This window comes from Rhodococcus sp. MS13, from assembly GCF_013277835.1.
GTDB classification, from domain to species: domain Bacteria; phylum Actinomycetota; class Actinomycetes; order Mycobacteriales; family Mycobacteriaceae; genus Rhodococcus_F; species Rhodococcus_F erythropolis.
This window is the reverse complement of record NZ_VBTL01000003.1, coordinates 518,125-538,724: the sequence shown is the minus strand read 5'-3', so window position 1 is coordinate 538,724 and position 20,600 is coordinate 518,125. Positions and strand designations below refer to the sequence as shown.

Below are 20,600 nucleotides of genomic sequence, written 5' to 3'. Positions count from 1 at the left end.
CTCACCGCTTCCGCGACTTGGGATCGAGGGCGTCGCGCAGAGCGTCACCCATCATGATGAATCCGAGAACGGTGATCGCCAAAGCCGTTGCCGGGTAGAACAGAATGGTCGAACCCTGACGCAGCGTCACCTGAGCGTTGCTGATGTCGCCGCCCCACGAAACCTCGGTGGACGGAAGACCGATACCGAGGAAGGACAGCGTCGCCTCGGCAACGATGTACGTACCGAGCGAGATGGTGGCGACCACGATGATGGGCGCCAACGAGTTCGGGATGACGTGGCGGATCAGTGTCTTGAGCTTCGAGACACCCAACGCTTCCGAGGCCATGACGTAATCGTTGTTCTTCGCCGAGATCACCGCGCCTCGAGCGATTCTTGCCATCTGCGGCCAGCCGAAGAGCGCCAGCACACCGACGACGGTCCAGATGGTGCGATCGGTGAAGAGCTGCATCAGGACGATGGCAGCCAGGATCAGCGGGATGCCGAAGAAGATGTCGGCGACACGGGAGAGGATCGAATCGGTCCATCCGCCGTAGAAACCGGACAGCGCACCGAAGATCACGCCGATCACCAGCACCGACGCCGTGACACCGACGCCCACGAGTACGGATGCGCGAGCACCGTAGATGGTGCGCGAGTACACGTCACAGCCCTGGCGGTCGAAACCGAACCAGTGCCCTGAGGTCGGCCCCTGCATGCTGTAGGTGAGGTCGCAGAACCGCGGATCGGTGCTTGTGAACAAGCCCGGAAACGCTGCGATGACGATGACCGCGAGGATGATGATCGTCGAGATGATGAACAGGGGACGCTTGCGTAGGTCGCGCCACGCGTCGGTCCACATGCTCGTCGGCGCCTGATCGAGTTTGACGGCGTCCGTCTCCCCCGGTGCCGCAACTTCGGGCGGCGCCACGAAATGACTTTGCCGGACAGCGCGTCCGGTCTTCACGGTCTCAGACATAGCGGATCCTCGGATCGAGCGCGGCGTACAAGAGGTCGACGAGCAGATTCGCGATCAGGTAGATCACGATCAGGATGGTGACGAACGAAACCACCGTCGGCGCTTCACCTCTGGTCACGGCCTGGTAGATCGTGCCACCGACGCCGTTGATGTTGAAGATGCCCTCGGTGACGATGGCGCCGCCCATCAACGTCGCGAGGTCGGCACCCAGGAACGTGACCACGGGGATCAGCGAGTTGCGCAACACGTGCACGCGAACCACTCGTCCACGGGAAAGTCCCTTGGCGGTAGCGGTGCGGACGTAATCGGCAGTCAGATTCTCCGCCACGGACGTTCGGGTCAGTCGCAGTACGTACGCGAACGAGACCGAACCGAGAACCAGGGCGGGGAGCAGGAGATTGGTGAAGCTGGTGTTGCCACCGACCGTCGGCGGGACGATGCCCCATTTGACGCCGATGAAGAACTGAGCCAGGAAGCCGATCACGAAGATCGGGATGGCGATGAGAACGAGGCTGAACAGCAGGACGGTGCTGTCGAAGAATCCGCCCTTACGCAGGCCCGCGATGAGGCCGAAGCCGACACCGAAGACCGTCTCGACGATCAGTGCCATGAAGGCAAGTTTCATCGTGATCGGAAATGCTTGTGCCAGAACTTCACTGACAGGTCGTCCGGAGAACGACGTGCCGAAGTCCAGCGTGAAGATGCCCTTCAGGTACAGCAGGTACTGCTGATAGAAGGGGAGATCGAGGTGGTAGCGCTCCCGAAGCTGTGCTGCCACAGCCGGACTGAGCGCCTTGTCGCCCGCCAACGCGGCAATCGGATCACCGGGAAGCAGGAAGACCATGGCGTAGATCAGAAGAGTGGCCCCGAGAAAAACCGGGATCATTTGAAGCACTCGGCGACCGATGTACCAGAGCATCGGATCACCTCCTTGTCGATGATCGTGTACGTCAGCGGACAGTCCGGTGTGAACACGAGTTCGGGACGGCAGGCAGGGCGCCTGCCGCCCCGAACTCACGTTTCAGATGCGGATCGTTCTACGCGTCAGTTCTTTTCGATGTCTTCGTAGACCGGAACACCGTTCCAGCTGATGGTCACGTTGGAAACGTTCTCCGACCATCCACTGGCAGCGTTGCGGTACCACGTCGGAACTGCGGGCAGGTCCTTGAGCAGGACTTCCTGGGCCTGATCGAGCAGTTCCTGAGCCTTCGCCTGATCGGTCTGGCCGGCCGATTCGCGCAGGAGGCGGTCGAACTCGGGGTTGGAGTAGTCACCGTCGTTGGAGCTGCCGCCGGTCTGGTAGTTCTGCGCCAGGAAGCCGTACTGCTGCGGGTAGTCGCCCTGCCAACCGGAGCGGAAAGAGCTCTGGATGGTGCGGTCGGTGGCTTCGGTGCGGATCTGAGCGAAGGTGGCGTACTGCTTGCCCTTCGCGTCGATACCGAGGGTGTTGCGGATGCTGTTCGCCGTGGCATCGACCCATTCCTGGTGTCCGCCGTCGGAGTTGTAGGCGATCTCGAAGCTGCCGGACCACGGTGCGATGGCGTCGGCCTTGGCCCAAGCAGCCTTGGCCGCCTCGGGATCGAACTTCACGTTGCTGTTACCGGTCAGCGAGTCGTTCCAGCCCTTGATTGCGGGGCTGGTGAAGTCGAGTGCAGGCGTCCTGGTCTTGTTGAAGATCTGCTGGGTGATCTGATCGCGGTTGATCGCCATCGAGATCGCCTGACGGCGGAGCATGCCCTCTTCGCCGCTGAAGTGCGGCAGGCGACCCGGGATCGTGAACGTCTCGATGGTTGCCGACGGCTGGTTGACGGTGCGTCCGGGCAGGTCCGACTCGAAGGTCGTGACGGCGCTCGGCGGAACCTGGTCGAGAACGTCGACGTTGTTGGCCAGGAGATCGGTGTACGCCGTGTCGAGGCTGTTGTACATGATGAAGTCGACGCCGGCGTTCTTCGGCTTACGGTTGCCGTTGTAGTCCGGGTTCACGACGGTGTCGATGCGGACGTTGTGCTGCCACGCGCCGGTTCCGTCGAGCTTGTAGGGGCCGTTGCCGATCGGGTTCTCACCGAAGGCGGTCATGTCCTTGAACGCGACCTCGGGCAGCGGGTAGTACGCCGTGAAGCCGAGGCGATCGGGGAACGCCGACTCGGGCTGCTTGAGTTCGATGGTGAAGGTGGAGTCGTCCACAACCTTCAGACCCGACATGGTCTGTGCCGTCGGAACCTCGGCGGCAACTTCGTCGTAGCCCTTGATCGGATCGAAGAACGATGCCTGAAGCTGAGCGTTGGTGGAGAGGGCTCCGTAGTTCCACGCGTCGACGAACGACTTCGCGGTGACGGGGGTGCCGTCCGTGAAGGTCCAGCCGTCCTTGAGCTTGACGGTGAAGTTCTGACCGTCGGTGCTCTCGATGGACTCGGCAACCTCGTTCTCCGTACCGCCGTCTGCGGTGTACGAAACGAGACCGGAGAACAGTGAGTCGAGGACGCGGCCGCCCATGTTCTCACTCGTGTTCGTGGGGATCAACGGGTTCTGAGGCTCGCCCGCCCAGGCGTTGACGACGCCACTGGACGATCCGCCCGACGAATCGCCGGACGAACATGCCGTGATCAGCACTGCCGTCATTCCGAGCGCGACCGCGCCGGTCGCTATGCGTGAGATACGCAAAGGAATTCCTTCCACATCTAAGTGACCCCGAGCATGCTCGCGGCCTGCCGACAGCCGTAACTGCCGGCGTCGTGTCGCCTACAACTGAAAGTGAACGTGACTTCGAGTTGCGGTCGAATAATGGTTTGACAATAGACACATCGAACCCGAAGCGCGCACCGCACCCATTGTTGGAAAATTGGGGGTAATTGAATTCGGGCACATTCATTCGTCGGCGGAAGTGACCACCCGTCGCATCGATTCGACCGATCGTCGCAGGACAACGGGTTGCAACGTGATGCAACGGTGCGTTTGAGCGAGCTTGTGACTACCCTCACACGGAGTCAGAAAAGTGTCGATCAATGTGGAAAGAAGGCCGTCAGCCATGACAAGCGCAGCCGAAACAGACGTCCCCCAGGCATATCCGCCGAGCGCAGAGTTCGCTGCGGCCGCCAACGCGGGACCGGAGTTGCAGGCTGCCGCAGATACCGACCGCCTCGCTTTCTGGGCGAATCAGGCTGAGCGCCTTCACTGGCACGAGAAATGGACCGACGTCCTCGACTGGACCGACGCCCCCGTCGCCAAGTGGTTCGTCGGCGGCAAGCTCAACGTCGCCTACAACTGCGTCGACCGCCACGTCCTCGCCGGCAACGGCGACCGCGTCGCCATCCACTTCGAAGGCGAACCCGGCGACAGCCGCGACCTGACCTACAACGACCTCCTCGCCGAAGTCAGCCGCGCCGCAAACACTTTCACCGACCTCGGCCTCGTCGCCGGTGACCGCGTAGCGATCTACATGCCGATGATCCCCGAAGCGATCGTCACCATGCTCGCCTGCGCCCGCCTCGGCCTGACCCACTCGGTCGTCTTCGCCGGATTCTCCGCCACTGCCCTACGCTCGCGCATCGACGACGCCCAAGCCAAGCTCGTCGTCACCGTCGACGGCCAGTGGCGACGCGGCGCCGCAGCACCCATCAAAACAGCGGTCGACGAATCCGTCGCCGGCGCCGACTCCGTCCAGAACGTGTTGGTGGTCAACCGGACCGGCATCGACGTCGAGTGGACCGACGGCCGCGACCTGTGGTGGCACGAGACCGTCGCGGCGGCCTCGCCCGAGCACGAAGCGCAGGCCTTCGACGCCGAACATCCCCTGTTCATCCTCTACACCTCCGGCACCACCGGTAAGCCCAAGGGCATCATCCACACCTCCGGCGGCTACCTCACCCAGGCGTCGTACACCCACCACAACGTCTTCGATCACAAAGCGGGACAAGACGTCTACTGGTGCACCGCCGACATCGGCTGGGTCACCGGACACTCCTACATCGTCTACGGCCCCCTCTCCAACGGTGTCACCCAGGTCGTCTACGAAGGCACCCCCAACTCCCCGAACGAGCACCGCCACTTCGACATCATCGAGAAGTACGGCGTCTCCATCTACTACACCGCACCCACCCTCGTGCGGACGTTCATGAAGTGGGGCCGGGAAATCCCCGACGCCCACGACCTGTCCTCGATCCGTCTCCTCGGATCTGTGGGCGAGCCCATCAACCCCGAAGCGTGGCGCTGGTTCCGCGACGTCATCGGCGGCAACAAGGTTCCCATCGTCGACACCTGGTGGCAGACCGAGACCGGCGCGATCATGATCTCCCCGCTGCCCGGTATCACCGCCACCAAGCCCGGATCCGCGATGGCACCACTGCCGGGCATTTCCGCGAAGATCGTCGACGACGACGCCAAGCCCCTCGGCCCCGGCGGCAACGGTTACCTCGTCCTCGACGAGCCGTGGCCGGCGATGCTCCGCGGCATCTGGGGCGACATGGACCGCTACCGCGACACCTACTGGTCCCGCTACGCCGAAGAAGGCTGGTACTTCGCCGGTGACGGCGCCAAGTACGACGACGACGGCGCCCTCTGGGTCCTCGGCCGTGTCGACGACGTCATGAACGTCTCCGGTCACCGCATCTCCACCTCCGAGGTGGAGTCAGCACTGGTCAACCATCACGGAGTCGCCGAAGCCGCCGTCGTCGGTGCCGCGGACGAGACCACCGGACAGGGCATCGTCGCGTTCGTCATCCTGCGCGAAGGCGTCGAGAACACCGGCGACGTTCTGATCGCCGAGCTCAAGGCGCAGGTCTCCACCGACATCAGCCCCATCGCCAAGCCGCGTCAGATCACGATCGTGCCGGAACTGCCGAAAACCCGATCCGGCAAGATCATGCGCCGCCTCCTGCGCGACGTCGCCGAAGGCCGCGACCTCGGAGACACCTCAACCCTGGTCGACCCCAAGGTATTCGACGCAATCCGCGGCAAGTAGGGCCTTCGGCCCCGTGCGCCTTTTTGGTAGTCCCCACTACCGGAAAGGCGCACAGGGGCGGAGCCCCTCTCGCAACTTCACTTCCTCTTTCGACGTCAGCCAAGACTCCTCGGCCACGCGAATATCTGCGGCAACCCGCTTATGCAGAGATTTTCCGCGCAAGGAGAGAAACACGCGCACCTTCCGGCGATCGTCCTCACCGACCTCGCGATAGATCAGCGCAAGCGAGACCAACTTGTCCGCAACTCGCGTCAGCGTCGGAGCCGGTGTTCCCGTTCGATCGCGCAACTCAGCCATCGTCAGCCCCTCGGTCGACGCCAGGGCTTCGAGCGTCATCCAGTGATCGAGAGTGAGATTCTCAGCCGCCAGCGCTTTCTCCGCCGCTGCCGCGGCCATTCGAGCCACCCGGACCAGCGTGGTCGTCAGCGAAGCATCAAGAATTCCGGAGTCACTTTTTCCCACTGATCGCTCCCCCGCTGTTGCGTACTTCACACTTCTCGGGCAATACTTTCAAATGAAATGATAGTAACCCAGGCCAGGCCGCTGACTTCCGATTCCGGCGGCGACGCATGAGCGCTACCGGCGCGCTCGAACGCGCGCGCAGCGCCGTGTGGCGCCTGGGCATGGTGCTTCCCCTCCAAGGGCCGGCCGGACTGTTCGGTCCGTCGTGTGAGGCGATCAGCGAATTGGCCGCCCGCGACCTCAACAACTCCGGCGGCGTACTGGGACGCGAAGTCCAGATCGAAGTGATCGACGGCGGCGCCTCGCCGGGCGTCGTCGCAGCCCGCGTGCAACAGCTACTCGACGCAGGTGACATCGACGCCGTCAGCGGTTGGCACATCTCCTCGGTCCGCCACGCACTCGCACCGGTGGTCGCAGGCCGTATTCCGTACTCGTACACCTCGCTCTACGAGGGCGGCGAGGTCAGACCAGGAATCTACTGTTCAGGCGAAACACCACGACAGCAGATCGCGCCGGCACTGAAGTGGCTGCGCGACAACGTCGGAGCGCGCAAGTGGTTCGTCGTCGGCGACGACTACATCTGGCCTCACAGCTCGCTCGGGGCCGTGAGGCAATTCGCCACCGAACTCGACCTCACCCTGGTCGGCGGTTCGTTTGTCGATCTGGGGCGCGGCAACATGAAGCAGTTGGTCGAGACCGTCTCGAACTCCGGTTGCGACGGCGTGATCATGCTCCTCGTCGGACAGGACGCCGTCGACTTCAACCGAGCCTTCGCCCGCCGAGGCCTCGACGAGTCGATGATCCGGTTCAGCCCGTTGATGGAAGAAAACATGCTGCTCGCAAGCGGCCCCCGCGCAACCCGGAACCTGTTTGCCTCGGCAGCGTACTTCCGCTCGATGGTCGACGGTAACTCCATGGACCTGCTTGGGCGCTACATCGCACTGCACGGCGCGCACGCCCCGGCGCTGAACAACGCTGCCGAGTCGTGTTACGAAGGGATACATACCCTTTCGGCCCTGGTTCGACGCGCCGACAGCACCCACCCGCACGCCCTGGACGCCGTCGTCGAAGGCGCCGCGTACGACGGGCCTCGCGGAACCGTCGAGTTTCGCGATCGCGTTGCACGACAGAAGATTCAGCTGGCCGTCGCGGACGGACTCGACTTCTCGATCATCGCCACCCTCTGAAACCTTCCCCTGAGATCCACCTCTTGACTTCTGTGGCGCGCATCACTTAGTTTCATTTGGAATCATTTCATTTGAAAGTAACCCGTCCCGAAAGTAACCGGAGGTGCCCGATGGGCAGTGTTGGTTTGCTTTACGTGGGAGCCGTCCTCTTCGTCAACGGACTGATGCTGCTCGGCACAGTTCCCGTTCGATCCGCCTCGGTCCTCAATCTCTTCGTCGGCGCACTTCAATGCGTCGTCCCCACCGTTTTGTTGATTCAGGCACAGGGAGATTCGAGCGCCGTCCTGGCGGCCTCAGGCCTCTACCTGTTCGGATTCACCTACCTCTACGTGGGAATCAGCAATCTCGCCGGCTTCGAACCGGAAGGAATCGGGTGGTTCTCACTGTTCGTCGCGTGCGCCGCGCTCGTGTACTCCTTCCTCTCGTTCACGGTGAGCAACGACCCCGTCTTCGGGGTCATCTGGCTCGCATGGGCAGCACTGTGGACGCTGTTCTTCCTGGTACTCGGCCTCGTCCGTGAGAACCTCAGCCGCTTCACCGGCTGGGCAGCAGTCCTGCTGAGCCAGCCCACCTGTACTGTTCCCGCCTTTCTGATCCTGACCGACAACTTCCACACCACACCCGCGGTAGCCGCCGGCTGGGCCGGAGCGCTTCTAGTTCTCCTCGGTCTGGCCAAGATCCTCGCCGCACCCAAAGCCGCAGTACCCCAGACTCATCCAGTCTTCAACTGATCCACACAACCAAGGAGTGAAAGACAATGCGACACGGTGACATCTCCTCGAGCAACGACACGGTCGGCGTAGCAGTAGTCAACTACAAGATGCCCCGCCTGCACGATCGCGCCGGAGTTCTCGAGAACGCGCGCAAGATCGCCGACATGATGATCGGCATGAAGACCGGACTCCCCGGAATGGATCTGGTGGTATTCCCCGAATACTCCACGCAGGGAATCATGTACAACGAAGAGGAGATGTATGCGACAGCGGCAACCATCCCCGGTGACGAGACCGCAATCTTTTCCGCCGCTTGCCGCGAGGCCGATACCTGGGGAATCTTCTCCATCACCGGTGAACAGCACGAAGACCACCCGAACAAGCCGCCGTACAACACGTTGATTCTCATCGACAACAAGGGCGAAATCGTTCAGAAGTACCGAAAGATCCTGCCCTGGTGCCCCATCGAAGGTTGGTACCCCGGCGACACCACGTACGTATCCGAGGGTCCCAAGGGCCTGAAGATCTCACTCATCATCTGCGACGACGGCAACTACCCGGAGATCTGGCGTGACTGCGCGATGAAGGGTGCAGAACTCATCGTCCGCTGCCAGGGCTACATGTACCCCGCCAAGGACCAGCAGGTGATGATGTCCAAGGCAATGGCCTGGGCCAACAATTGTTATGTGGCAGTTGCCAATGCGGCCGGATTCGACGGCGTCTACTCCTACTTCGGACACTCCGCGATCATCGGGTTCGACGGTCGGACGTTGGGTGAGACCGGCGAGGAGGAATATGGAATCCAGTACGCGCAGTTGTCCGTCTCAGCCATTCGCGACGCACGCGAGAACGATCAGTCCCAGAACCACATCTTCAAGCTCCTCCACCGCGGATACTCCGGTGTCCACGCAGCAGGTGACGGAGACAAGGGCGTCGCGGACTGCCCGTTCGAGTTCTACAAGCTGTGGGTCACCGATGCCCAGAAGGCTCAGGAACGCGTCGAGGCGATCACCCGAGACACAGTGGGCGTGGCGGACTGCCGCGTCGGAAACCTGCCGGTCGAGAAGACAATCGAAGTTTAAGGATCTCGCTGTGCCGTATATCACCGACATGCTCCATGACCGGAACAGTGCAGCACCGCCACCAGCCGAGGAACGATCCGAACCCGTACCGGTCGGGGCCTTCGACGCTCGCAAGCTCTCGAAAGCCCTCAGTTCCAAGATCGTCGGACAACAGGCCGCCGTCGACGCAGTGGTTCGGGCGATTTCGATCGCGCATGTCGGTGCCACGGATCCGACGCGTCCGCTCGCCAACATCCTTCTGGTCGGCCCCACCGGCGTCGGCAAGACGGAGTTGGTGCGGCGCGTGGCCGCGGAACTACGGTCCGGGCCCGACGATCTGTGCCGCATCGACATGAATGCTCTTGCTCAAGAGCATTATGCGGCGTCGTTCTCCGGGGCTCCGCCTGGGTACGCCGGCAGCAAGGAGTCCTTCACACTGTTCGACAAGAACACCGTCGAGGGCGATCCGTACACCCCCGGAATCGTCCTGTTCGACGAAGTGGAGAAGGCCGACCCCACCGTTCTACGTGCGCTCCTGCAGGTCCTCGACAACGGCGAACTCCGGTTGGCGAACGGTCAGCAGAAGATCTCGTTCCGCAACAGCTATGTGTTCCTGACCTCGAATCTCGGTTCTGCTGCGGTGGCGGAACGTCGACGGTCCCGGGTGCGGCAGCTCGCCGATCGCGTCCGGATCGATCGACCACACCATGGTCATCACTTGGTGCAGCGCGCTCTCGAGAAGTTCTTCGACCCCGAGTTCTTCAACCGCATCGACGAAACCGTGATCCTCGACGAGTTCGACGAACAGACCGCAGAACAAGTGACCCGGCTCGAGATCGAACTGATCACGACTCGGTTGGCCAGGAGAGGCGTCGACGTCGACGTGGACGACAGCGCCGTCGCTCTGTTGCAACGGCGCGGATTCGATCCGGTGTACGGAGCACGTGGCCTGCGCCGGACCATCCGAAACGTCTTGGCCGACCCGGTGGCCGCCGCCGTTCTCGACCTACGACCAGTCGGGACGCAGCCACTCGCCTTGCAGGCGCGGGCAGTTGGTGATCAGATACAGGTAAAGAAAGTCCCATGAGTGCTCGCTCACGTTGCGGATCGAATCCGCAACGTGGGCGACACATTTCAAACATGTCCGCGTAACGCCACCTCCCTAGGTTGGGTGCCTGCACCACAAAGTGCACATGCACAGGCACCCAGGGGAAGTGACGTCATGACAGCAGTGAACGAGCAGGTGTCCGCCGGCGCACCGGACAGGGCAGATCTCGGTGAGAACGCCGCACTGAAGGAGACTCTGGAGGACTACACCCTCCGATTTGCGCCACGCAGCTACCGCAAATGGGGAACCGGCGTCGTCGCGACCTCCGCACTCGGCGGAATCGCGTATCTCGCAGACTTCTCGATCGGCGCCAACATCGGCATCTCCTACGGCACCGGTAACGCATTGCTGGGCATCGCCGTGTTTGCCGTCGTCATCATGGCCACCGGCTTCCCACTCGCCTACTACGCCGCACGATACAACATCGACCTCGATTTGATCACGCGCGGAAGCGGTTTCGGCTACTACGGCTCCGTGGTCACCAACGTCATCTTCGCGACGTTCACCTTCATCTTCTTCGCGCTCGAAGGTTCCATCATGGCCCAGGGTTTGAACCTGGGGCTCGGGATCCCACTCTCGATCGGATACGCGGTCTCGACCCTGATGGTCATTCCACTTGTCATCTACGGAATGAAGGCTCTGGCAAAGCTCCAAGTGTGGACGACGCCTCTGTGGCTCGTCATGATGGTGCTGCCGTTCCTGTATCTGCTGTTCAAGCACCCAGATTCGGTGAGCGCGTTCTTCGCCTTCGGCGGCGAGGACGGCGCAAACGGCAAGGGCGTCAACTTCGGATCGGTGATGCTGGCCGCGGGTGTCTGCCTGTCGCTGATCGCACAGATCGCCGAGCAGATCGACTACCTACGCTTCATGCCGCCCAAGACGCCGGAGAACACCCGTCGTTGGTGGGCTGCAGTAATTCTCGCGGGACCCGGCTGGGTCATCTTCGGCGCGTTCAAGCAGATCGTCGGACTGTTCCTCGCCGTGTACATCATCGCGAACGTCGTCGACGGATCTTCGATCGCCAACCAGCCCGTGCACCAGTTTCTCGAGATCTACCAGGACATGATGCCGCACTGGCTGGCCATGACCCTTGCCGTGATCCTCGTGGTCATCAGCCAGATCAAGATCAACGTCACCAACGCGTACTCCGGCTCACTGGCCTGGACCAACTCGTACACCCGCGTCACCAAGACCTACCCGGGACGCATGATCTTCGTTCTGGTCAACCTGGCGATCGCACTGATCTTGATGGAAGCCAACATGTTCGACTTCCTCAACACGATCCTGGGCTTCTACGCCAACTGCGGTATCGCCTGGGTCGTGGTCGTCGCCTCCGACATCGCGATCAACAAGTACTGGTTGAAGCTCTCCCCGAAGGTCCCCGAGTTCCGACGCGGGATGCTCTACGACGTCAACCCTGTCGGCTTCGTGTCGATGCTGCTGGCCGCGGGCATTTCGATCCTGGTGTTCTTCGGCGCATTCGGTTCGGCGATCAAGCCGTTCTCCCCGATCGTCGCGATCGTCATCGCACTGGTGATGCCGCCGGTCCTCGCCGTCGCCACCAAGGGCAAGTACTACCTGCGGCGCACCGACGACGGCATCGATCTGCCGATGTTCGACGAGTACGGGAACCCCTCGGGTGAAACGCTTCTGTGCTGCGTCAGCGGCATCGAGTTCGAGCGACCCGACATGCTCGCGTCGAACGTTCCCGGCCCCAACGGCGAGAAGCAGTACATCAGTTCCTTGGCCTTGAGCACCGACAAGACCGGTGAGCACGTCCTGCCTGCTCAGCTTCCCTGACAACTGCTGTGCGCCTTTATTAACCGCCGGGGGTTAATAAAGGCGCACAGCAGGGTTATGCCCCTACATCGTCTAGCGACTCACCCTTTGTCTCGCGCATGACCAGCAGCGCAACAAAAGTCAGCGTCGCAGCTACGAGGAGATAGATGCCGACCCAGCCGACGCCGTAGTTCTTCGCGAGGTAGACGGCGATGAACGGCGCCACCGCAGCGCCCAGAATACTGGCCGTGTTGTACGCGATTCCCGAGCCCGTGTAGCGGACGTTGGTCGGGAAGAGTTCCGGGAGAACGGCACTCATCGGTCCGAAGGTCAGGCCCATGAGCAGCATGCCCACGATGAGGAACGCCAACATACGACCGTCGTTCATTCCGTCCGGTTCGAGGAACACGCCGAAGGTCAAGCCGAACACCATGATCAGGCCGGTGATGATCAGTAGTGTGATACGACGCCCGTAGCGGTCGGCGAGCCAACCCGAGACCGGCACGGCAGCAGCGAAGAACACGACTGCGATGAGCTGCAGGACAAGGAAATCGGTGTACTTGAAGCCTGCGCCCGTTCCACCGTCGGCCGCCGTCTTGCCGGTTCCGTGGCTGAGCACCCAGGTGGTCATGATGTAGAAGAGCGTGTACGTCGCGAGCATCACGAACGTACCGATGATCAGCTGACGCCAGCTGGTCTTGAATACCTCGGCGACCGGGGTCTTGACCTTCTCGCCGCGCTCGACTGCGCGCGCGAACACCGGGGTCTCTTCGAGCTTGAGCCTGACGTACAGGCCGATCATCACCATGATTGCGCTGAGCAGGAACGGAATTCGCCACCCCCAGCTCAGGAAGGCACCTTCGAGGTCCGGGCTGGAATTGTCGTGGTTCATGAACAACGTGATGATCAGGAACAGTCCGTTGGCCATGAAGAAGCCGATGGGTGCACCGAGCTGCGGCCACATCGCCGCCCAGGCCCGCTTGCCTTCCTTGGCCGTCTCGGTCGCGAGCAGAGCCGCGCCAGACCATTCGCCGCCGAGTCCGAGGCCCTGGCAGAAACGCATGAGCGCCAACAGCGCCGGGGCCAGTAGACCGATCTGGTGATAAGTGGGCAGCAGTCCGATGAGGAAGGTCGCGATGCCCATCGTCAGCAGCGAGCCGACCAGAGTTGCCTTGCGTCCGACGCGGTCACCGAAGTGTCCGAAGAGAATCGAGCCGAGGGGACGGGCGACAAACGCGAGTCCGAACGTCGCCAACGACGCGAGAAGCGCGGTGGTGTCGTTGCCCTTCGGGAAGAACAGGTGCGGGAACACCGATACTGCCGCTGTTGCATAGATGTAGAAGTCGTAGAACTCGATGGACGTACCCACCATGCTGGCAACCACGATTCGGCTGCGCGGCACTCCGGCGACGGTATCTGCGTCGCCGCCCTCCGGCTTGGGTGGGTTCTCACTGACTGACGTGCTCAAAACATGCTCCTGCGCCGTTATACGAAAATTGTCCAATTGGTGGGATGGTGTCCCAATCAGTAGGAATTGAACACCCGCGGGGTTTTCCGGCGCAAATTCGGTTCGCTAATTCGGCTCAGCGAGCAATCCGCGATAAAATCCCGTAAAGGTGAGCCGGGAAGTCTGGTCGGCACGTGCATTCGATGCTTTACAACGTCGATCACGTTCATGTCTGTTGCATCCGAACTCGGGTGCACGAACAAAGGTCGTCCCCACGCGTGATCTCCACTTTGCGTTCCGAACTGTCCCGCTATCTCCGCACCGAAACGGTGGGCGGATCGATACTGCTCATCGCCGCTGCCGTCGCTCTGATCTGGGTGAACTCACCTTTCGGTGAAAGCTACATCGCACTGCGCGACTTCCAGATCGGCCCGTCTGCACTCCATCTGGACCTCAGCCTTGGCACCTGGGCGCAAGACGGACTGCTTGCCGTCTTCTTCTTCGTCGCCGGCCTCGAACTCAAACGCGAACTGGTGGTCGGCGAGCTCGCGGACCGCAAAGCCGCGATGCTCCCGATCATCGCGGCGTGCGGCGGCGTCCTGGTCCCCGCGATCATCGCGGCGTCCATCGGCTTCGGCACTCCAGGTATGGACAAGGGCTGGGCCATTCCCGTCGCGACGGACATCGCTTTTGCCCTCGGCGTGCTCGCTCTCACCGGATCGAAGATCCCCGCAAGCGCCCGAGTCTTCCTGCTCAGCCTGGCCGTCGTCGACGATCTGCTCGCCATCATCCTCATCGCCGTACTGTTCACCGGCTCCCTCGCGATGTTGTGGCTGCTGACCGCGGCCGCAGCCCTCGCTGTCTACGCCTACGCCCAGCACAAGCGCATCACGACGCCGTTCCTCTACGTCCCGCTGGCACTACTGACCTGGTACGCGATGCACGAAGCGGGGATACACGCCACACTCGCGGGCGTCGCGCTCGGCCTACTCACCCGTGTCAGGCGCGATCCGGACGAGGAATACGCGCCGGGCAGCCGCCTCGAGCACCGCATTCAGCCGTACTCCGCAGGCTTCTGCGTCCCCGTGTTCGCACTGTTCGCCTCCGGTGTTCCGATCAACGCCGCGGTACTCGGCGACATTTTCACCGACCCCGTCGGGCAATCGGTTGTCGTCGGCCTTCTGGTCGGAAAGACCGTCGGAATCTTCGGAATTTCCCTGCTCGCGATCAAATTGGGCATAGCCACCAAGCCCAAGACACTGGAATTGAGAGACATGTTTGCCCTCTCAGTTCTCGGTGGCATCGGGTTCACCGTTAGCCTGCTTGTAGCAGACCTCGCATTGGACGGGGTCGGCGATGGCAGCGAGGCCGAGATAGCGAAGGCCGCAGTTCTCGTGACATCGTTGGTGGCATCGCTGATCGGATCAGCGCTGCTGTGGCGACGTGGACGAGTTCATGCGGCTCGAGACGACGCTTCCACCGCCATTGCCACGGACGCGAGAGAACTACCTGGAGAGGTCGACAAGTGAGCTTGACCAACGGAGAGAGCCAGCGCTTCACCGGAGATGGAGTACCGAACACGGTCTCGTCCATCCCTCTCACCGATGTGGACGCCCGCACGCCGGGTGAGGCCACCATCGGGGCCCTCGTCAAGGACGCGACCGCACAGGTCTCCACCCTCGTGCGCGCCGAGGTTGAACTTGCCAAGGCCGAGGTCACGGGCGAGGTCAAGAAGGGTCTGCAGGGCAGTGTCTTCTTCATCCTGGCCTTCACGGTTCTGCTGTTCAGCTCGTTCTTCTTCTTTTTCTTCTTGGCCGAGATGCTCGATACCTGGGTGCCGCGCTGGCTGGCGTTCCTCATCGTCTTCCTGATCATGGTGGTGACCACCGCGATTCTGGCGCTGCTCGGTTATCTGCGTGTGCGCAAGCTGAGGGCTCCGGAGAAGACGATCGAATCGCTCAAGCAGGCCAAGAACGTCCTTCCCGGCAGCCATGACGACGCAAAGCCGTCTGTCGATTTCAACGCGCGCCGGTAGCGAGTCTGATCGAAAGTGGCAGCCCCAGATCCATCCACCGTCAGGTTCGACGGCCCCTGGATTCACCGGGACATTCACGCCAACGGCATCCGGTTTCACGTCGTCGAGGTAGGCGACGCGGAGCCGGATGCTCCGTTGGTGGTCCTGTTGCACGGATTCGCCGATTTCTGGTGGTCCTGGCGCCATCAGTTGACGGCACTGTCGGAGCAGGGATTCCGCGTCGTCGCCATGGATCTTCGTGGGTACGGCGATTCCGACAAGCCCCCTCGCGGCTACGACGGTTGGACGCTCGCCGGTGACGTAGCCGGTCTCATTCGTGCGATGGGTTACGGCAAGGCCACGCTGATCGGTCACGCCGACGGCGGGTTGGTGTGCTGGGCGACCGCGCTCCTGCATCCACGCCTGGTGCGGTCGATCGCGTTGATCTCGTCGCCACACCCGATGGCACTCAAGAAAGCAGTCGTGCGCGACCCATATCAGCGCCGCGCGCTTTTGCCCTCGTTCCTGGCCTATCAGGTACCGCTACGCCCGGAACGTCGGTTGACGGCCGACAACGGCGCCGAGGTGGAGCGTCTGGTTCGCTCGCGGTCCGGCCCCACCTGGCCGCAGCAACCCGAGTTCGCGGACGTGATGACCAAGATGCGGGCCGCGATCCGGATCCCGGGCGTCGCGCATTCCACGCTGGAGTACCAGCGCTGGGCCTTCCGCAGCCAGCTCCGGCCCGAGGGTCGTCGTTTCATGCGTTTGATGGATCAGGTTCTTCGCATTCCGATCGTCCAGATTCACGGCGAACTCGACCCGTACGTGCTCACCCGTACCGTGCGACGCGACAAGCATTGGGCTCCCGGCGAGAAACTGCGCACCATTGCCGGAGTTGGTCACTACGCGCATCAGGAAGCCCCCGAGCGCGTCAACCGCGAACTCGAGGACTTCCTCCTTACAGAGAAGTGACCGCTACAGAATGCAGGCGCCTGTCGGCACCGGCGTCGACGCCGAGGCAGCCGCGTTCAACTGGCGCGATACTTCCTGGGCGGTGAGGACGAATCCGGTGTCGCTGTCGTCGACGGCAGCACCGAACACGACGCCGAGGACGCGCCCCTGATCGTCGACCATCGGCCCACCAGAGTTGCCCTGCCTGATGGATCCGCGGACGGTGTAGACCTCACGTTGAGTGGTTCCGGCCTTGTAGATGTCCGGTCCGTTCAGGTTCAGGACCTCACGAACGCGGGCTGCGCTGGCCGTGTACGGACCGCCGCCGGGGTAACCGAGCACCAACGCGTTGTCGCCGGTCTGAGCCTGCTCCGGAGCAAACGGCAGCACCGGTGCGTCCAGTCCGGGAACCGCCAGAATCGCGATGTCGACGGCGGAGTCGAAGAGAACCACCTGCGCGGGCAGCGCGCCCTCCATGGTGTCCACCGTGATGCTCTCGGTTCCGGCAACCACGTGTGCGTTGGTCATGACGCGTTCGGGAGCGACGATGAATCCGGATCCCTCGAGCGCGCGCTGGCAACTCGGTGCGACACCGTTGATGCGTAGAACGCTCGGACGCAACTGCGCCGCCAACGGACTGGCCAGAACGCTCGCGTCGGGTGCTTCGACCTCGGTGATGGGCGTGCGCCCGAACGGGCCGATGACGTCCGGCAGGCCGGAGGTGTCGAGCAACGCCGAAAACTCCGTCGGGATGCGGCGCAGCCACTGCGGTGCCAGTTCGTCCACACTGGCCAGAACGTCCGAACCACGAACAGCGGCGGCAATATTCGGCTGCGACGAAGAAGTGAGCGGAATCGCGAGCAGCCACGCCGCGACCACGACGGCCACCGCCTGTAGACCCGCACCGATGACGCTGTCGACGGATCGTGCCGTCGGACTGTGCATTCCGCTGCGCGCCGCGCGTCCGAGCACCATGCCGGCGACTTCGCCGATGATGACCAACACCACGATCAGCGAGATGCCCGCGAGGATGCGCAGCTTGCCTTCGGTGACGTGCACGAGCAGGTGTGGCGCCAACAGAATTCCGGCGACGGCACCGAGGATCACGCCGACAAACGCCAACGCCGACGCCACCGCACCCTGACGCCATCCGGACGTGGCCGCGATGAGGGCGACCAGAACGATGGCGATGTCCACCCAACGAGAACCTGTCATCGCGGCACCGCCGAATCCTCGACACCTTCACCGAACTCGGACAGCGCTGTGTCCAGGTCTCTCACGTCCTCGTAGTTCCACGGAATCTCCCAGCCCGACACCGTGAACAGCGCCGCGAGGATTCCTGCTGTGAACCCCCAGACCAGCATGCCGTCGGCGCGGAACGCCGGGCCCTGGTATCCGAGGGGATGGCGAACCTGAAACCGGTTGTCGGGGTCGAGCAACGTGCGCAGCGGCACCCTGGCCACCCGTCCGACCTCGCCCTCGTCCTGAATGCCCACCGTCGTCGGCTGCTCCCAGTAGCCGAGCACCGGCGTCACGTCGAAACCCGACGGCGGGATGAAGATCTCCGGCAGCACGGTGAGCGGCTGAACTCCGCTCGGATCGAGCCCGGTCTCCTCCTGCGCTTCACGCAGCGCGGTGCCGATGGGGCCGTCGTCGCCCGGATCGGCGGCGCCGCCCGGGAATGCGACCTGTCCACTGTGCTGACGCATCGTCGACGCCCGTTGGGTCAGCAACACGTCTGCGCCCTCCGGCAAGCCGCCGACGGCGAGAGGGTCTGCCTCACGCGGTCCGCCGAAGAGCACGAGCACCGCGGCCGGACGCGTCACGGTCCCGCGCGGCGCGCGACGCTCGAGGACGGGGTTGATCCGGTGTGGATCGGTGGGCTCGGTGCTGGCGACAGCTCGCAACCACTCGGGAACCGGTGTGCTCATACGACGACTCCCAGATATTGCGCCGCAGCGGCGGCGATTTCGTCCGCACTGCGGAAAGGTTGAGGCAAGACCTTGGCGACTGTTCCATCCGCGCGCACGAGCACCGACACCGGCAGCACCGGCGGTGCGCCCACTGCGATCCGTACCTTGCCGTCACCGTCCTGGACGCCAGGCAAACGCACCGAGTAGTCGATGAGTCGCGTCAAAGCGTTCTCCTGATTCGGATCCGAATGCACCGTCAGAACGTTGATGCTGCCCTCGGCGCGCTCCGCGAATTCCTGAAGGTACGGAAGCTCTTCGGCGCATGGCGCGCACCAGTACGCCCACAAGTTGAGCAGAGTCGGTTTTCCGCCGACCGCTGCGGCAAGGTCGACGGGCCGACCGTCTGACACGCAGTCGAGGGTGATTCCGGCCAGCGCCGAGCCGGCCGGAGCTTCGCCCGTCGGAGTCGGACAGGGAGCCAGTGAGGCCTGGCTACGGAGTTGATCGAGCGATTCCGACGACGGAGTGAACGTCGGCGGCTGATACGCGGACGACGACGGACCCGTGGACGTGGGCGCCGTGTCGTCTCCCCCACGCGGCCAGATCGCCACGACGAGAGCCGCGACGACCACGAGCGCAGCGAGAGACCATCTTCCAGCACTTGTCATCGGCGATCACAACCCTGCCAGGGCGAGCAGATGGTCGGTCTCGGGGCCTTTCACCAGGGCCGCGGCCTCGGTTTTGTCGGTCGGGCCGAGTCCGTACGACGGGCAGTCCTTGGCCAGAACGCACACCCCGCACGCGGGCTTGCGCGCGTGGCAGACCCGTCGGCCGTGAAAGATCACGCGGTGCGAGAGCAGTGTCCATTCCTTACGTTCGATCAGTGCCCCGACGGCGTGTTCCACCTTGACGGCATCTTCTTCCTCGGTCCACTTCCACCGACGCACGAGCCGACCGAAGTGGGTGTCGACGGTGATTCCCGGAATGTCGAAGGCATTGCCCAGCACGACGTTCGCGGTCTTGCGTCCGATGCCTGGAAGTTTCACCAGATCTTCGAGCTTGTTCGGGACCTGACCGTCGTGGCGTTCGAGTAGCGCCTGACCGAGTCCGATCAACGACGTCGTCTTGTTCCGGTAGAAGCCGGTGGAGCGGATGTACTCCTCGAGTTCGGTCCGATCGGCTTCCGCGTATGCCTTCGCGTCGGGATAGCGGGCGAAGAGCGCCGGCGTGACCATGTTGACGCGGACGTCGGTGCATTGCGCCGACAGGATTGTCGCCACTGCCAGTTCCAACGGAGTCGTGAAGTCGAGTTCGCAATACACGTGCGGGAAAGCCACAGCGAGCTCGCGATTCATCCGACGCGCCCGGCGTACCAATCCGAGGTGTGATTCTTCCTTCTGCGCACCCCCCGAACGCGGTTTCTTCCGCTGCTCTGAACTGCCTGTCGGGGTGGTCTGCACTCAGACAACTGTACGGATACGACATGAGTGGAGACTCCGTCGTGTCGATTCTGAGACCTTCGACGTGTTTACTTCCCCCTATGCAAGGACTCGCAGTAATTCTCTTTCCGCTACTGCTGATGCTCTTTGCCCTGGCGATGGAACGAGTCGAAGGGCGATTGCGTCGGCTCTCGGTTCAAGAGCACGAAGTAGAAGACTTCCTCGATCAGGCAAGTCACGACGACGTCGCCCGCCTGGCAAGCGATGGGTTTCCCCATGCGTTCGCTCGCTTCCACCGGAAGCGGAAGGGCCGTCAGTCGGAGGCTCCCGAGAGCGCCAGCCTGGGCGAAATCCGGACACAACGGGCAAGTTGACGGCCATACAAAGTAGTCACCGCAGCGGATTCCGGAAGAATTTTCGGCCCTTACGTGGCATCAATCACTCGTCGCGAGCTATCGGGACGTAGACTTCGATGCCGTACCTGTTGCATTGAACACAGATTGCATTGGACACAGTGTCTCACTCATGAGGGCTGAGCCTGTGTACGACGGTTTGTGCGCAGCGCGGGTACAAAGATAGTTAGCGCAAAAATGACACCACAAACGAACAAA

19 protein-coding genes are annotated in these 20,600 nt (G+C 62.7%); 10 read left to right on the top strand and 9 right to left on the bottom strand.

What is annotated here, in order from left to right; all coding sequences use genetic code 11:
• Window position 1 precedes the first annotated feature (1 nt).
• From FEZ59_RS08245 to FEZ59_RS08235, 3 genes are all read right to left on the bottom strand, one after another.
• Window positions 2-958 (bottom strand): ABC transporter permease, encoded by a 957-nt coding sequence (locus tag FEZ59_RS08245; protein WP_003946092.1) that lies wholly within the window; start codon window positions 956-958, stop codon window positions 2-4.
• On the bottom strand, window positions 951-1,877 hold the full coding sequence (locus FEZ59_RS08240) for an ABC transporter permease (RefSeq protein WP_019746637.1): 927 nt from the start codon (window positions 1,875-1,877) through the stop codon (window positions 951-953). The genes FEZ59_RS08245 and FEZ59_RS08240 overlap by 8 nt, the downstream gene beginning before the upstream one ends.
• Before the next feature lie 125 nt (window positions 1,878-2,002).
• A complete protein-coding gene (locus tag FEZ59_RS08235) occupies window positions 2,003-3,619 on the bottom strand; it encodes an ABC transporter substrate-binding protein (RefSeq protein ID WP_020968269.1) in 1,617 nt (538 codons plus the stop codon).
• 364 nt (window positions 3,620-3,983) lie between these two features.
• On the opposite strand from FEZ59_RS08235, the gene acs reads away from it, so the two are divergent.
• On the top strand, window positions 3,984-5,915 hold the full coding sequence (gene acs / locus FEZ59_RS08230) for an acetate--CoA ligase (protein WP_172932526.1): 1,932 nt from the start codon (window positions 3,984-3,986) through the stop codon (window positions 5,913-5,915).
• Window positions 5,916-5,951: 36 nt separating this feature from the next.
• Here acs and FEZ59_RS08225 read toward each other — a convergent pair whose 3' ends face one another.
• The gene (locus FEZ59_RS08225) at window positions 5,952-6,377 is read right to left on the bottom strand and encodes a MarR family transcriptional regulator (protein ID WP_172932525.1); all 426 of its coding nucleotides are present in this window, start codon (window positions 6,375-6,377) and stop codon (window positions 5,952-5,954) included.
• 107 nt (window positions 6,378-6,484) lie between these two features.
• On the opposite strand from FEZ59_RS08225, the gene FEZ59_RS08220 reads away from it, so the two are divergent.
• From FEZ59_RS08220 to FEZ59_RS08200, 5 genes are all read left to right on the top strand, one after another.
• Window positions 6,485-7,564 (top strand): substrate-binding domain-containing protein, encoded by a 1,080-nt coding sequence (locus FEZ59_RS08220; RefSeq protein WP_029254338.1) that lies wholly within the window; start codon window positions 6,485-6,487, stop codon window positions 7,562-7,564.
• Between the two features lie 110 nt (window positions 7,565-7,674).
• Entirely contained in the window at window positions 7,675-8,295 is a 621-nt protein-coding gene (locus FEZ59_RS08215; RefSeq protein ID WP_172932524.1) for an AmiS/UreI family transporter, read from the top strand.
• A gap of 26 nt (window positions 8,296-8,321) precedes the next feature.
• Window positions 8,322-9,359 carry an aliphatic amidase gene (locus FEZ59_RS08210; RefSeq protein WP_019746630.1) on the top strand — a complete coding sequence of 346 codons (1,038 nt, stop codon included), beginning with the start codon at window positions 8,322-8,324 and terminating at the stop codon, window positions 9,357-9,359.
• Window positions 9,360-9,369: 10 nt separating this feature from the next.
• Window positions 9,370-10,425, top strand: coding sequence for an AAA family ATPase (locus FEZ59_RS08205; RefSeq protein ID WP_019746629.1), 1,056 nt, complete (start codon window positions 9,370-9,372; stop codon window positions 10,423-10,425).
• A gap of 135 nt (window positions 10,426-10,560) precedes the next feature.
• Window positions 10,561-12,246 (top strand): hypothetical protein, encoded by a 1,686-nt coding sequence (locus FEZ59_RS08200; RefSeq protein ID WP_172932523.1) that lies wholly within the window; start codon window positions 10,561-10,563, stop codon window positions 12,244-12,246.
• A gap of 55 nt (window positions 12,247-12,301) precedes the next feature.
• Here FEZ59_RS08200 and FEZ59_RS08195 read toward each other — a convergent pair whose 3' ends face one another.
• Window positions 12,302-13,693 carry an MFS transporter gene (locus FEZ59_RS08195; protein WP_020968263.1) on the bottom strand — a complete coding sequence of 464 codons (1,392 nt, stop codon included), beginning with the start codon at window positions 13,691-13,693 and terminating at the stop codon, window positions 12,302-12,304.
• A gap of 257 nt (window positions 13,694-13,950) precedes the next feature.
• Here FEZ59_RS08195 and nhaA point away from each other — a divergent pair, with 257 nt between their 5' ends.
• The 3 genes from nhaA to FEZ59_RS08180 are packed head-to-tail and all read left to right on the top strand — an operon-like array spanning window position 13,951 to window position 16,658.
• The gene (nhaA, locus tag FEZ59_RS08190; RefSeq protein WP_003946111.1) at window positions 13,951-15,201 is read left to right on the top strand and encodes a Na+/H+ antiporter NhaA; all 1,251 of its coding nucleotides are present in this window, start codon (window positions 13,951-13,953) and stop codon (window positions 15,199-15,201) included.
• Complete coding sequence (locus tag FEZ59_RS08185; protein ID WP_019746625.1) at window positions 15,198-15,707, top strand: phage holin family protein; 510 nt, start codon at window positions 15,198-15,200, stop codon at window positions 15,705-15,707. Before nhaA ends, FEZ59_RS08185 begins: the two co-directional genes overlap by 4 nt.
• A gap of 15 nt (window positions 15,708-15,722) precedes the next feature.
• Window positions 15,723-16,658, top strand: coding sequence for an alpha/beta hydrolase (locus FEZ59_RS08180; RefSeq protein WP_019746624.1), 936 nt, complete (start codon window positions 15,723-15,725; stop codon window positions 16,656-16,658).
• Between the two features lie 3 nt (window positions 16,659-16,661).
• Here the strand turns inward: FEZ59_RS08180 and FEZ59_RS08175 are convergent, their stop codons facing one another.
• Genes FEZ59_RS08175 through nth form a run of 4 tightly spaced genes read right to left on the bottom strand, consistent with a single transcriptional unit; the run spans window position 16,662 to window position 20,010 of the window.
• Entirely contained in the window at window positions 16,662-17,852 is a 1,191-nt protein-coding gene (locus FEZ59_RS08175; RefSeq protein ID WP_019746623.1) for a MarP family serine protease, read from the bottom strand.
• The gene (locus FEZ59_RS08170) at window positions 17,849-18,568 is read right to left on the bottom strand and encodes a CoA pyrophosphatase (protein WP_019746622.1); all 720 of its coding nucleotides are present in this window, start codon (window positions 18,566-18,568) and stop codon (window positions 17,849-17,851) included. Before FEZ59_RS08170 ends, FEZ59_RS08175 begins: the two co-directional genes overlap by 4 nt.
• A complete protein-coding gene (locus FEZ59_RS08165) occupies window positions 18,565-19,218 on the bottom strand; it encodes a TlpA disulfide reductase family protein (protein WP_019746621.1) in 654 nt (217 codons plus the stop codon). Before FEZ59_RS08165 ends, FEZ59_RS08170 begins: the two co-directional genes overlap by 4 nt.
• A gap of 6 nt (window positions 19,219-19,224) precedes the next feature.
• The gene (nth, locus tag FEZ59_RS08160; protein WP_172932522.1) at window positions 19,225-20,010 is read right to left on the bottom strand and encodes an endonuclease III; all 786 of its coding nucleotides are present in this window, start codon (window positions 20,008-20,010) and stop codon (window positions 19,225-19,227) included.
• A gap of 80 nt (window positions 20,011-20,090) precedes the next feature.
• Between nth and FEZ59_RS08155 the strand changes: the two genes are divergently transcribed.
• Window positions 20,091-20,363 (top strand): hypothetical protein, encoded by a 273-nt coding sequence (locus FEZ59_RS08155; protein ID WP_019746620.1) that lies wholly within the window; start codon window positions 20,091-20,093, stop codon window positions 20,361-20,363.
• Window positions 20,364-20,600 lie beyond the last annotated feature (237 nt).

What these genes read in the sequence shown, in the direction of transcription:
- FEZ59_RS08245 (WP_003946092.1), bottom strand. Translation starts at nt 958, where the DNA reads ATGTCTGAGACCGTGAAGACCGGACGCGCTGTCCGGCAAAGTCATTTC.
- FEZ59_RS08170 (WP_019746622.1), bottom strand. Translation starts at nt 18,568, where the DNA reads ATGAGCACACCGGTTCCCGAGTGGTTGCGAGCTGTCGCCAGCACCGAG.
- FEZ59_RS08175 (WP_019746623.1), bottom strand. Translation starts at nt 17,852, where the DNA reads ATGACAGGTTCTCGTTGGGTGGACATCGCCATCGTTCTGGTCGCCCTC.
- FEZ59_RS08200 (WP_172932523.1), top strand. Translation starts at nt 10,561, where the DNA reads ATGACAGCAGTGAACGAGCAGGTGTCCGCCGGCGCACCGGACAGGGCA.
- FEZ59_RS08240 (WP_019746637.1), bottom strand. Translation starts at nt 1,877, where the DNA reads ATGCTCTGGTACATCGGTCGCCGAGTGCTTCAAATGATCCCGGTTTTT.
- FEZ59_RS08155 (WP_019746620.1), top strand. Translation starts at nt 20,091, where the DNA reads ATGCAAGGACTCGCAGTAATTCTCTTTCCGCTACTGCTGATGCTCTTT.
- acs (WP_172932526.1), top strand. Translation starts at nt 3,984, where the DNA reads ATGACAAGCGCAGCCGAAACAGACGTCCCCCAGGCATATCCGCCGAGC.
- FEZ59_RS08215 (WP_172932524.1), top strand. Translation starts at nt 7,675, where the DNA reads ATGGGCAGTGTTGGTTTGCTTTACGTGGGAGCCGTCCTCTTCGTCAAC.
- FEZ59_RS08165 (WP_019746621.1), bottom strand. Translation starts at nt 19,218, where the DNA reads ATGACAAGTGCTGGAAGATGGTCTCTCGCTGCGCTCGTGGTCGTCGCG.
- FEZ59_RS08220 (WP_029254338.1), top strand. Translation starts at nt 6,485, where the DNA reads ATGAGCGCTACCGGCGCGCTCGAACGCGCGCGCAGCGCCGTGTGGCGC.
- FEZ59_RS08210 (WP_019746630.1), top strand. Translation starts at nt 8,322, where the DNA reads ATGCGACACGGTGACATCTCCTCGAGCAACGACACGGTCGGCGTAGCA.